This window comes from Candidatus Manganitrophaceae bacterium, assembly GCA_016200325.1.
In the GTDB taxonomy this organism is placed as follows: Bacteria; Nitrospirota; Nitrospiria; order SBBL01; family Manganitrophaceae; genus Manganitrophus.
On sequence record JACQEZ010000004.1, the window covers coordinates 60,968 to 72,749 of the forward strand.

The 11,782-nt window shown below is 53.9% G+C and carries 14 protein-coding genes; 5 read left to right on the plus strand and 9 right to left on the minus strand.

The annotated features are described in order from the left end of the window. Together HY282_03075 and HY282_03080 are read right to left on the minus strand one after the other, a co-directional pair. Positions 1-708: a TIGR04283 family arsenosugar biosynthesis glycosyltransferase gene (locus HY282_03075; GenBank protein ID MBI3802726.1), complete on the minus strand. Its 708-nt coding sequence runs from the start codon at positions 706-708 to the stop codon at positions 1-3. Between the two features lie 35 nt (positions 709-743). Next, complete coding sequence (locus HY282_03080; GenBank protein ID MBI3802727.1) at positions 744-1,712, minus strand: polyprenyl synthetase family protein; 969 nt, start codon at positions 1,710-1,712, stop codon at positions 744-746. A 141-nt stretch (positions 1,713-1,853) separates the two neighbouring features. On the opposite strand from HY282_03080, the gene HY282_03085 reads away from it, so the two are divergent. Further along, positions 1,854-2,513 carry an endonuclease III gene (locus HY282_03085; GenBank protein MBI3802728.1) on the plus strand — a complete coding sequence of 220 codons (660 nt, stop codon included), beginning with the start codon at positions 1,854-1,856 and terminating at the stop codon, positions 2,511-2,513. 40 nt (positions 2,514-2,553) lie between these two features. Continuing rightward, positions 2,554-2,838 (plus strand): (2Fe-2S)-binding protein, encoded by a 285-nt coding sequence (locus tag HY282_03090; protein MBI3802729.1) that lies wholly within the window; start codon positions 2,554-2,556, stop codon positions 2,836-2,838. Between the two features lie 3 nt (positions 2,839-2,841). On the opposite strand, the gene HY282_03095 is transcribed toward HY282_03090, so the two are convergent. Both HY282_03095 and HY282_03100 read right to left on the minus strand, forming a co-directional pair. Next, a complete protein-coding gene (locus HY282_03095; protein MBI3802730.1) occupies positions 2,842-3,585 on the minus strand; it encodes a lytic transglycosylase domain-containing protein in 744 nt (247 codons plus the stop codon). Between the two features lie 178 nt (positions 3,586-3,763). Beyond that, positions 3,764-6,067 carry a tetratricopeptide repeat protein gene (locus tag HY282_03100; GenBank protein ID MBI3802731.1) on the minus strand — a complete coding sequence of 768 codons (2,304 nt, stop codon included), beginning with the start codon at positions 6,065-6,067 and terminating at the stop codon, positions 3,764-3,766. An 80-nt stretch (positions 6,068-6,147) separates the two neighbouring features. On the opposite strand from HY282_03100, the gene HY282_03105 reads away from it, so the two are divergent. Next, the gene (locus tag HY282_03105) at positions 6,148-6,525 is read left to right on the plus strand and encodes a CoA-binding protein (protein ID MBI3802732.1); all 378 of its coding nucleotides are present in this window, start codon (positions 6,148-6,150) and stop codon (positions 6,523-6,525) included. Between the two features lie 6 nt (positions 6,526-6,531). On the opposite strand, the gene HY282_03110 is transcribed toward HY282_03105, so the two are convergent. The 3 genes from HY282_03110 to HY282_03120 all read right to left on the minus strand — a co-directional run bounded on the left by HY282_03110 (position 6,532) and on the right by HY282_03120 (position 8,932). Further along, positions 6,532-7,446, minus strand: a complete 915-nt coding sequence (locus HY282_03110; protein ID MBI3802733.1) for a branched-chain amino acid transaminase — start codon at positions 7,444-7,446, stop codon at positions 6,532-6,534. A 355-nt stretch (positions 7,447-7,801) separates the two neighbouring features. Continuing rightward, entirely contained in the window at positions 7,802-8,086 is a 285-nt protein-coding gene (locus tag HY282_03115; GenBank protein ID MBI3802734.1) for a helix-turn-helix transcriptional regulator, read from the minus strand. A 201-nt stretch (positions 8,087-8,287) separates the two neighbouring features. Then, positions 8,288-8,932: an XRE family transcriptional regulator gene (locus HY282_03120; GenBank protein ID MBI3802735.1), complete on the minus strand. Its 645-nt coding sequence runs from the start codon at positions 8,930-8,932 to the stop codon at positions 8,288-8,290. Between the two features lie 192 nt (positions 8,933-9,124). On the opposite strand from HY282_03120, the gene HY282_03125 reads away from it, so the two are divergent. Both HY282_03125 and HY282_03130 read left to right on the plus strand, forming a co-directional pair. Next, positions 9,125-9,334 carry a helix-turn-helix domain-containing protein gene (locus tag HY282_03125; GenBank protein MBI3802736.1) on the plus strand — a complete coding sequence of 70 codons (210 nt, stop codon included), beginning with the start codon at positions 9,125-9,127 and terminating at the stop codon, positions 9,332-9,334. 44 nt (positions 9,335-9,378) lie between these two features. Then, positions 9,379-9,780 carry a hypothetical protein gene (locus HY282_03130; GenBank protein ID MBI3802737.1) on the plus strand — a complete coding sequence of 134 codons (402 nt, stop codon included), beginning with the start codon at positions 9,379-9,381 and terminating at the stop codon, positions 9,778-9,780. Here HY282_03130 and HY282_03135 read toward each other — a convergent pair. Together HY282_03135 and HY282_03140 are read right to left on the minus strand one after the other, a co-directional pair. Continuing rightward, the gene (locus HY282_03135) at positions 9,746-10,732 is read right to left on the minus strand and encodes an RluA family pseudouridine synthase (GenBank protein ID MBI3802738.1); all 987 of its coding nucleotides are present in this window, start codon (positions 10,730-10,732) and stop codon (positions 9,746-9,748) included. The genes HY282_03130 and HY282_03135 overlap by 35 nt on opposite strands. Positions 10,733-10,771: 39 nt before the next feature. After that, positions 10,772-11,686, minus strand: a complete 915-nt coding sequence (locus tag HY282_03140) for a tetratricopeptide repeat protein (GenBank protein MBI3802739.1) — start codon at positions 11,684-11,686, stop codon at positions 10,772-10,774. Positions 11,687-11,782 lie beyond the last annotated feature (96 nt).

Sequence of the window (11,782 nt, forward strand, 5' to 3'; positions counted from 1 at the left end):
CTACCGATACCATTTGGCCAAAGTCCGGGGAGAGACACCGATAAAGTAAAGGCTGATCAGCGCCAGGTTACGAAAGGTGGTATAGTAAATCCCCTCTCGAATCCAGCGGCGAGGCGAGGTAACGATCGCCTCTTGAAGGAGGACGACTTTTCCCATCTGCTTCATCCGCCTGATGAGATCGACATCTTCCATCAACGGGAGCGTCGAATACCCCCCCAGTCGCTCAAAGAGGTCTCTCCGAACAAAGAGCCCCTGATCCCCATAAGGGAGCTTCAGAAAGCGGGCCCGGAAATTTGCCATCCGCTCGATGAATTTCAAAACCGGATGGGTCGCGTCGATCTTCAACCGAAAGGCCCCCCCGACCACGTCGGGTCTCTCCAGCGCCTGCCTTAACGCATCGAGCCCCTTTACAGGAAAAGTCGAATCGACATGGAGGAAAAGTAGAATTTCTCCGGTTGCCTTCCGCGCCCCTTCATTCATCTGTCGGCCTCTGCCGCAATCGGTCCGAAGAAGCTGCTTTCCGCGATGCGCGCGATATGGAAGAGTGCCAAGCCATCGGCCCAGCAGCTGCCATGTCCCATCGGTGCTCCCGCCGTCGACGAGGAGGATCTCCGCTCCCTCCAGCATCTGTAGGTCGGTCAAAAATTTGGGGAGAGCTTTTTCTTCGTTGAGGAGAGGAACCACCACGGAAACCGTTGTGAGGCTCATTTTCTGATCAGGCCGGGTTCTATTGCAGAGGGGCGCTAATGATCGCGTCGGACGACGTAATCAGCCAGAGTAAGAAGCGCCTGACGTGGGGGTAAATCGGCAAAAACCGATAGATCTCCCTTGGCCCGATTGGCGTAATCTTGCGCTTTTTGAAGTGCGTAGGTGATGGAACCGTACTTCTCCATCAGCCCGGTGACAAAGGAGAAGTCTCTTTTAAGGAGCCGCTCTTTTTTGATGATTTTTTTGATCTCTTGTTTCTCTTTGGTGGAGCAATGTTGAAGGAGGTGGAGCAGCGGCAACGTGACCTTTCCCTCACGGATATCTTTTCCCGGCGATTTTCCAAAGCGGGCCCGGTCGCCGACATAGTCGAGCGTGTCGTCGGCCACCTGAAAAGCGATGCCGAGGTTTCGGCCATAACGCGTCAGCGCCTCTTTTTTCTCGTCCGATTCATTCCCGATAATTCCCCCCAGGCGACAGGAGGCGGAAAGGAGGGTGGCGGTTTTGTATTCGATGATTTGCAGATAGGTCGCTTCGGTCAGGGCAAGATCGCGGCTGTGAACCAGCTGGAGTGTCTCCCCCTCCGACATCCTCCGACAGGTCGTGGAGAGGAGATAGTTGATCTCGAAGTTTTCCATCTTGACCGCCTGACAGACGGCGAGGGTATAGAGATAATCTCCGGCCAAGATGCTCGCCTGATTCCCCCAGAGAACGCGTGCGGCGGGGATGCCGCGGCGTACTTCGGCATTGTCGAGGACATCGTCATGAAGAAGGGTCGCGGTATGGATGAATTCGACCATGCCGGCCAAAAGGATATGGCGTCGGTCACGGGACTTACAGAGTTGCGCGCTGATCATGAGGAGGAGGGGACGGATTCGCTTTCCACCGCTGTTCAATATATGGTAGGCGATTTCGTTGATCAGCGCCACCTCGGAATCGAGGCTTTTCTTGATCTGCTCTTCGACTTCGTCGAGCCCCTCTTTGTAAGCGGACCAGACCTGATCCATCTCTTTCACAGCATCCGACCTTTAAGGAGGGTGAGTCTAAAAAGATACTAGGCCAACCCCATACCTAAGTCAAGCAAAAATCGTTTTCAGCCCCTCTGCATCGAGATTTACATTGATCAATCCCTATGTTATTTTAACTGCATGCGCGCTGCCGATTCGATCCATTCCATCGTCGCGATTCTCAAAGAAGAGACCCGACGCTTGAAGACGCCGGCGGTCGGCATGATCGCCGAAACGACGAAAGATCCCTTCCAGGTTTTAATCTCTTGCCTCTTAAGTTTGCGGACACGGGATGAGACGACCGAGGCCGCCTCCGCCCGACTCTTTCAGCTCGCCGAAACGCCGCAGCGGATGATCCGGCTTTCTCCCGATCAGATCGAGACGGCGATCTATCCGGTTTCGTTCTATCGAAACAAAACGAAACAGATCGTGGCGCTCTGCCGGACGCTGTTGGAGAAATTCGACGGCGCGGTCCCTGATTCGATTGACACGCTGCTGACCCTTCCCGGGGTCGGCCGCAAAACAGCCAACCTTGTTGTGACCGTCGCCTACGGCAGACCGGGGATCTGTGTCGACACCCACGTCCATCGGATCTCCAATCGGATCGGCTATATCCAGACCCGGACGCCGGAGGAAAGCGAGACGGCGCTTCGAAAAAAACTGCCGAAGCAATATTGGATTACCTACAACGACCTGCTCGTCCCCTTTGGACAATTTATCTGTAAGCCGCTCTCCCCGTTTTGCAGCCGATGCAAGATTGCTTCTTATTGCAAACAGGTGGGTGTGGAGCGGAGGCGATAATCTTTACTTCTATCTAATTTGTGTTAGACTGGCTGGGCGTATGGACTCGACATCTTCCCCCCAAAGCGGCCCCCCGTCACTCCAAATTACGATTCAAGGAAAAGCCTGTCGCGTCGAAGAGGACAAGCTGATTTGGATCTTTCAAGAGATGGGACTGATCCGTTTTTCCAATAAATTCTGCTGGAATGGCGAGTGTAAGAATTGCACGGTGACATTTAAGACGGGTCCGGAGGATCCGGAAGTGACAGAGCGGGCCTGCAGAACGCCGGCGCAAGAGGGTATGATCATCACCGACATGCCGACGCTGTTTTACAAAAGGCTGTAATCGCTAAGACCGGAGCGCAACCTGTGTCTCTGCGACCTTCACCGTCTCCTCCCTTTTTTCTTTTCCAAATTCAAGAAAGTCCTGGTAGTAGGCGAGCACTTTCTCCGCATATTCGGTTGGAATCTCATCCCCTGTTTTGACCCATCGCAGCACCTTTCCCGGACCATGATTGTAGGCGGTGAGCGCCAGAGAGAGATCTCCAAATTTCAAATAGAGGGTCCAGAGGTAGTGGATCCCAAGGCGGATGTTAATGAAAGGATCGAACAGCGGATCCCCCTCGTGCCAGAGAAGATGATTGACCTCCGCAATCTCTTTTGCAGTCGTCGGAATCATCTGCATCAGCCCCACCGCCCCCTTTGAGGAGATCGACCAGTTATAAAAGGAGCTCTCGGTCGAGATGACGGCGACAATCAATTCGGGATCAAATCCATACCGCCGGCTCTCTTGAGCGATAAAACCTGCCAGCCGCTCTTCTTGTTTGGCATCCAGACCGGTCTTAAATCGGGATAAGATTTGAAATACTTTCTTCGCTTTTGAGACCGGCTCCCGCTCTTTTAAGCCCCGCTCTTGCGTGACCGGTTTGCTTTCGGTGGAGAGCTTCTTTGAAACAGATTCGGCTGGAAGGGTCGACGATGGAACGGCATCCGGAACGACGGGGGGCAGTTGGGCGGAGAAGGGATGAAAGATCATCAGGCCGACCGCACCGGTCAAGATCCAATATCGCGTGTAGCGCCGTCTCAGTGACATTAATCCTATTTTGAAAGGGTTCATGGTAAAGTGTACGGCTTGTTGTGCAAATAAAAGGCCCGACCGAGAGATCGATTTAAATCGGTTCTTTTCGGGAAAAGGAGGGGATTTCTGCGGGATATTCCACGAAACGATGCATACGGAATGTAAAATGTTGCATTCGTTTACGCTGTTTTTACTAGGGCCGGTGCAAGGCGGATTGTTGAACGACGCCGAGGTTCGTCAAGTTCAGACGGGGAAGATCCCATTCCGGACGGAAGTGCAATGCCGATTGGTACTCAAACCGCGCCAGGTCGACCAAGCCCCTTTGTTGATATAGAAAGCCGAGGTTATTATGCGCTTCGGGAAGATCGGGCCGCAGGCGCATTGCTGCCAGAAACGCGCGCATCGATTCATCCAGCTTCTCTTCCTTCTGATAAGCGATGCCCAGGTTAATATACGCCTCGACCATCTTCGGATCGAGCTGAGTCGCCTTTTCATACGCGTGCGCCGCGCGGTCCCACTCTTTCTTCTGGTCGAACAGCGTCCCCATCTGATAATAAGAGACCGGGTTCGGCTGGAGGTCGGCCGATTTGGAAAACGCCTGGAGGGCCAGATCAAATCGTCTCTGTTTTTTATAGATCTGTCCGATCATCCGATGCACGGCCGGATCGTTCGGCTGGATCTGGGTCGCCTCTTGATAATGGTGGAGCGCCTCCTCGACTTCATCCTCTTGAAAATAGAGCGCCGCCAAGTTCTTATGGGTCTCCACCCTGCTGTTCTCGGCTCGAATCGCCTCCAAATATTGGTGAATCGCCTCCCGGCGCATCCCTTTCTGGCTGAGCGCATAGGCCAAATTATGCCGAATCATCGGCTCAACCGGCAGGATTTCAAGCGCTTTCCGATAGACGATGATCGCATCATCCCAGCGCCCCTGGTCGGTGAAGATATTGGCCAGATTATAATAGGCGAGCGCATCCCGCTCATTGATTTCGATCGCCCGTTGAAATTCCGATATCGCCGGGACCGTCCTGCCGCTTTTATAGTAGGCGACGCCGAGATTGGTATGGGCTTTCGCGTAATTTTCATTGAGCCGCAAAGCGGTCAGAAAGGCCGTGATGGACTCATCGAGCCGTCCCTCCTCCGCATAGGCGGTCCCCAACGCCTTGAAGGGCCGCGCCTTCTTCGGTGATTTGCTGACGGTGTCTTCCCAAAGGGTCACCTCATTTTTCCAGATGCGATTTCGATCGAACGTCCAAAACGAATAAACCCCGATCAGGCTGACGAGCACCACGGAGGCAAGAACCGACGCCTGCTTTGACGGCGGCAGCGCCCGGAGGCGTGCCAAACCAACCCCGACCCCGGTGAAGAAGGCGATCGACGGCAGGTAGAGACGATGCTCGAAAACGAGATCAAGTTGAAGCACGCTCGATTCAAGGAAGAGGTTTCCAACGTACCAAAAGATAAAAAACGAGAGGAGTGGCCTCCGCCTCCAACCATAAAATCCATATGACATCACTCCAATCAGGAAGAGAATGGAGAGGAGGGTGGTCCAAGGATAAAGCAGCCCGCCGGAGAGGGGAAAGTCATAGTCTAGGTTGAGGCGCGCGGGATGGGGAAAGAGGAGCAGAGAAACATAATAGAGAAGAACCCGAGATTCGGTCATCAGCCGGATCGCCGGTGGAATTTGATCAACACCGTACTGCTTTGAGATCCCTTCACGAAGCTCTCCCGGCGTCCCGCCAAGATAAAAAAAGGCGAGAAGAACCGTCGCGGTAAAGAGAACAGCGTAAAAGGGAAGGACCCGTTTGATCTTCCCCCATTCTCCTCCTCTAAAAAAGAGGAGATCATACAGCGCCACAAAGAGCGGAAGGGTGATCGCCGTCTCCTTGCTCCCCAGGCTTAAAAGCGCCGACATCAATGCACAGAGATACCAAAAAAACGGCCGAGGACCGTCCGATCGGCCCTCCTCGGACCGTCTCCTTCCGGAAACGAAGAGAACCAGCGCAAGGAGGTAGAAGAGCGCTGAAAGACTGGTCATCCGTTGAACGATATAGGTCACCGACTCCGTCTGGATCGGATGGATCGCCCAGAGCAGCGCGGCGACCGTCGCCGCCTCGCCCGGGAAGGGAACCGCCCCCCGAACGGACGGCAAGGTCAATGTCCGATAGAGGAATAAGGCAAGAAGCAAAGCGGTTATCAGATGGATCAGCAGGTTGACCGCATGATATCCTGATACGTGAAGGCCACCGAGATAATAATTGAGAGCGAAGGAGATGTTTGCGACAAAGCGATTCGGCAGCGGGCTCTGAAATCCGGCTTGATATAAGCTTGACGGCGTGATCGTCTTGATCTGAACGACCCGATTCTCTACGATATTCATCTCATCGTCGAGATGAAAACTGGCGTCCCAGGTATTCGAATAAACAAGGCAAACAAGCAGTGGGATGAGGAGGAGAACCCAGCGGGAGTAGGCCGACGAAGAGGATGAGAGTCGCAACATGAGGATCACCTAGTTTTGATATACTAGGGATACCCCAACAAGGGACTCCTGTCAAGGCGATGGAGAAAGGAAAACAGAGAATGGATGATAAAAAAGTGGCGATCGTCGGGGCGTCACACGACCGACGCAAATTCGGAAACAAGGCGGTTCGTGCGTTTTTGGAGAAGGGATTTCGTGTTTTTCCGGTTCATCCCTCCGAAACGGAGGTTGAGGGGCTCCGGGTCTATCATTCCGTTCTGGAGATTCCGGAAGAGGTCCGGACAGCCAGCTTCTACGTTCCACCCGATGTCGGACTGCAGATCATCGAAGAGGTTGCGTCCAAAGCGGGGATGAAGATCGTCTATCTCAATCCGGGAGCGGACGGTGAAAAGTTGATCCGAAGGGGAAGTGACCTTGGATTGGAGATCCGCGTCGCCTGCAGCATTCTCGCGATCGGTGCCGATCCGAGACGCTATTGAGCGCGCTTAAACAAAGGTGAGCCACTCGGGGTGGCTTTTATCCTTGCCTCGGACAATATCGAAAAACCGGCCCTGAAGCGCTTGCGTGATCGGACCGGGCTCCCCTTTTCCGATCGTCCGCCCGTCGACCTCCCGAATCGGCGTCACCTCCGCCGCGGTCCCGGTGAAGAAGGCCTCTTCCGCCAGGTAGAGATCGTCGCGCGTAAAGCGCTCATGAACGACTTTGAGCTTTCGCTCCTGCGCCAGCTGAACGATGGTATCCCGCGTGATCCCCTCTAAGATAGAAGTGAGCGGGATCGTCTTCAACACCCCTTTTCGAACGATGAAGATATTCTCGCCCGGCCCCTCTGCAACATAGCCCTCCGTATCGAGGAGCACCGCCTCATCATAACCGGCCTCCTTGGCCTCCCGCTTGGCAAGCTGAGAATTGACATAGTAGCCGGCGACCTTGGCCCGGGTCAGGCTGATGTTGACATGATGCCTAGCGAAGGAAGAGACGGCGACCCGAATGCCGCGCCGAATCCCCTCTTCGCCGAGATAGGTTCCCCACGGCCAGGCGGCCACGGAGAGACGAATCGGGTTCTCTTTCACGTAAAGTCCCATCTCGCCGTAACCGATATAAGCGAGCGGCCGGATATATCCTTCTTCAAGTTGATTGACCCGAACCGTCTCGATCACCGCCTGCTCAATCTCTTTTTGAGAGAAGGGGATCTTCATCTGAACCACGTGGGCCGATCCCAAAAGCCGCTCGACATGCTCCGCCAATCGAAATACGGCGGTTCCGGACACCCCTTTATAACAGCGGATCCCTTCAAAAACAGCCAAACCGTAATGAAGGCTATGTGTCAGCACATGGACCGTGGCCTCTTTCCATGGAACCAATTTCCCATCCATCCAGATAAAGGGGGTCTCTTTTAGCACACCTTCTCCTTTCTCAATCGCTTAAGCAGTTCAAGTAGATTAACTTTTTGGAGTATATAAAAGAAATTTGCAGGCTGTCAACGCCTTTATCGGGGAAATAGGAAAGAGGGAAGGCGGAAGGAGAGAAACCGATCAGGAATTCAGTTTACGTCGATCTTCTTTAGGAAGGCGATTTCACCGGATGAAGAGAAAAAACCGGCCTTCCAGAAGATCCTCTAACACGATGAAAGAGGACCCGGCGTTGTAATAGGCTTGGCCTTAACGAGGACGATAAAGGGGGATCGCACCCCGCAGGCCGGTCCGCCGCTGAAGAGATCGAGGCAGACCGGCCGCGATAGACTCACCCCGGCGCAGGCTACTTTCTCTTGGCCTGACGCAATGTTCTTGTTCCACGGCTCGCCTGGGCAGGCGCTGTCGCACGGCCCGCACCCTTCTTCCCGGTCAAGAGCCAATCGATGCTGACCCTTCCCATTTCGGCGATACGAACCAGGAGGTCCGGGGAGGGGATGCGACCCCGCTCATACCGACTGATGTAGTTCTGCTTCTTCACCCCGAGCGCCTTTGCAAATTCCGTCTGCGTTCTGTTGCCGCGCACCAACCGAATCCGCTCACCCACTTTTTGCGGAGATACTTTTTCCATGGTTAACCCCCTTCTTTTTTATGATCTGATGATATTTACGGTTTCATTACCTGGATGGTCCTATCCAGAGGCGGGATACAAGCCAACTATTTTCTAGAAGTATACGTGAGTTAAAATTTAAAAGTCAAGCACCTTGCGAGGAAAAATCTCAAATTCGAATATACTGTTGGTTAGCTAACACTGGAAGGAAACCTTTTAGATCTAGCCGAGCTCTTTTTGATTCTGCCACCACCATTCGACGCCGAAGAGAACCGGCTTCGCCGAGCGCTCCAGATAAAAAACGGAATGGCTCTTGTTCTCCGCTTCAAAGATAAAATATTTCTGATCGATTCGGAGCCGCCGAAGGGTGATTCCGCCCTTCGTCTGCCAGAGCGCGACGAGCTTTCCCTCCCATTTTTTAGAGGGGGCGGCAATCGGGACCATCCCGACCAAGGCCCCCCGGCGGAGGAAAGGAGCCATCGCGTCGTCCTGAAGATAAAAACAATAGCTCTCTTTCTGAGCGACGGGACCCCACAAAGGGAGATAGGCGATGATTTCGTCTTTTGAGAGGCGGCGGGGAGGGCCCTGCACCACCCGATCATCTAAAAGAGGGATCAGCGGATAGGCGCTCTGCCGCTCGGGGGTCGGTTGATATCCGGACGAAGGCTCCGCCGCCAGGTCGGCCGTCGCTCCTTTTCCGGTTCCGACCAGGAGCCAATGGGCGTCGACCTGAAACTGCATCACCACGCCGACGAGCGTTTCCAGCGACGGCTTGACCTTTCCAGATTCGATCTCAGAGAGGAAACTGCGGGAGACACTGATTCGCTCGGAGAATGTTTTCTGCGTCAGCCCCGCCTGCTTCCGCACCAATTTTATTCTTTTATTGATTTCTGTCGTTTTAGAGATTTTTTTCATTGACAATGTCGCTTAAACGAATTAGACTCAGACTTGCCCTTTTACCCAGTGGTGAATCACTAATTTTAAAATCACGCTTCAACAATTAATTCCGAGTGCTAATCGAGCGCTAATATTGATAAGTTCTCTTCTCAAAAAAAGAGCATGGGCGGTCTTGAGATCTCTTTTGAGCTAAGAAAGCGGGGATGGACACAGACGCGCGTGGCACGCACGCTGGGGGTCACGCAATCGGCGGTCCACCAAGTCATCTTCAATCGAGCCCGCTCACGGAGAATTCGGATCTTCATTGCTAAAATCCTTAAAAAAGAGGTGACGGTCCTTTGGAACGATCGTCCGAAATATTTTTATCATTAGCATAGGCCCTACTAAAAGACAATCCTTATTATGGATTTTTATTCATGCAGGCACGAAACCGAACCATCTTGTTCTTCGATAGCTCGCCGACGCTCCTTCCGCTGAAACGGGAACTCCGCAGAAGCAATCTTTTGATCTACGAATGCCGGGCGCCCGCGGAGGTACTCTTCGCCGCCCACCGCCTTCCGATCGGCTTAATCTTGATCGACCTATTGGTTCCGGGAGAACCGAGCGGCTATGACCTATGCAAAAGGTTGAGAGAAGATTATCGGATTGCTTCTACCGCAATTTTTCTATTCTGCGAGCATCCGCTCCCGATTCAAGTCACACGGAGCTACTCGTATGATCTCGGAGCCGATCGGTTGGTCTTTCCGCCGATCGATCCGGTTTACCTTGCGAGCCAGATCTCTCTCATCCTTCAGACGGACGAGAGAGCCCTCCCCTGATTCTCTCACTCCCTTCTCGCTTTTCCGCCCGAAGCGCTGACAATAGCCCTTCCATGTCGGGAGGAACCGGCGACGAGAAGGTCATCTGCTCATTCCGGGTGGGATGGATAAATCCAAGCCGCTCCGCATGGAGCATCTGCCGCGCCACGTTGATCTCAAACATCCGAGCCGCCCGGCCGCCATAAACCTTGTCGCCGACGATCGGATGGCCGAGGTGGGCCATATGGACGCGGATCTGATGCGTTCGACCGGTTTGGGGATAGACCTCCAGCAGGGTCGCGACCCGAAAGCGCTCTCGGACGGCCCAGTGGGTTTGCGCCTCCCGCGGATGGGCCGTCCGAGAGGAGATTTTTTTTCGATCGACCCGATCGCGGCCGATCGCCAGATCGATTTTTCCGGAGCCTTTGGCGACTTTCCCGCAGACAACCGCCAAGTATCGGCGATCGATCGTATGTTGTTTGAATTGCTTCGAGAGCCGCTGATGCGCCGCGTCGGTCTTGGCGATCACCATCACACCGGAGGTATCCTTGTCGAGGCGATGAACGATGCCGGGGCGCTCCCGTCCCCCGATCCCGGTCAGATCCCGGCAGTGATGGAGCAGCGCATGGACCAGCGTCCCCTTGTCATGTCCGGGAGCGGGATGGACCACCATCCCCGCCGCCTTGTTGAGGACCAAGAGCGACTCATCCTCATACAAAACATCCAACGGCACCTCTTCGGGGATCAGTTCCAGCGGCGCCGGGGGGGGGATCTTTACATCGATCCGGTCTCCTTCGCGGACGCGATAGCTCGCCTTCGTCGGATGACCGTTGATGAGAATTTGGCCTTCTTCAATCAGATTTTGGATACGCGAACGAGAGAGGGAGACACCGCGCCGGATAAGATAGAGATCAATCCGTTCAGGGGGGGTATGAGGGGTGACCACCAGCGAGGAGGGGAGGGAAAAGGACATGCAGGGCGACTCCAACGGGTCCCGAAAGCAGGGGTGGGATTACCGTTCTCCTTTTTTCTCCTGTTTCATTTTCTTTTCGTAAAGGCGGGCTTGAGACAAAAATTTGTGGATGAGTTTATTGTTCGGGTCGTACTGCCGGACCCATTCCCACTCGGCAATCGCTTCCTTGAATTGCATCTGTCCCATAAAGACGGCGCCGAGATCGATGCGGGCCTGTATGTTCTGGGGGTTGATCTCCAGCGCTTTCCTCAAAAAACTGACCGCCTCTTCTTCCTGGCCGATCATGTTAAACGCCCAACCGAGTTCCCGAAGCGCCTCATCGGTCTCCGGTGCCAAGGCGAGAACGGTCTTCCACTCAGAGATCGCATCGTTCCACTTCAACTCTTTGGAGTAGATGATGCCGAGCATGTGATGCGCATTGAGATGATTCGGCTCGAGTTGAATAATTCTCTGAAACGCCTGTTTGGCGCCGGGGAGGTCTTTCCGCTCGAAGAGAATTTTCCCCATCAGCTCGTACGCCTCGGTGTAAGCGGTGTCTTCATCGATTGCGAGGCGCAGATAGCGTAGGGCGCGGACCATCTGGTTCTTGGCATGATAGGCGAGCGCGATATTGAAGTAGAGGTCGGTCACCTCTCGCTCATCACACCGCACTTTCTCCAGACGGCGATAGATACAGAGCGCTTGGTCCGATTTATTCTGAACAAGAAGGATATTCGCCAGTATAAAACTGCTCTGGTAATCTTCCGGAAAAACCTCGACGGCCTTTCGAATGACCTCCAAGGCGGCATCGAAATGGCCGAGATGGAGATAGATGTCCGACAACTCATGATAGGCTGGAAGATGATTCGGATCGGCGGCCAAAACCTTCTTGAGGAACTGCACCGCCAACAACCAGTTGCCCCGATCTAGGGCCAGCACCGCCTTGTTCACAAATTTCTCAGATTCTTTCCGCATACGGATCGAACTCCCTCCAACCTTCTGGCTCTAATTATAGACGATAATTGGAATTATGGTTGGCCTCTTTGCCTCTGCACAATTTTTTTCCTGCGC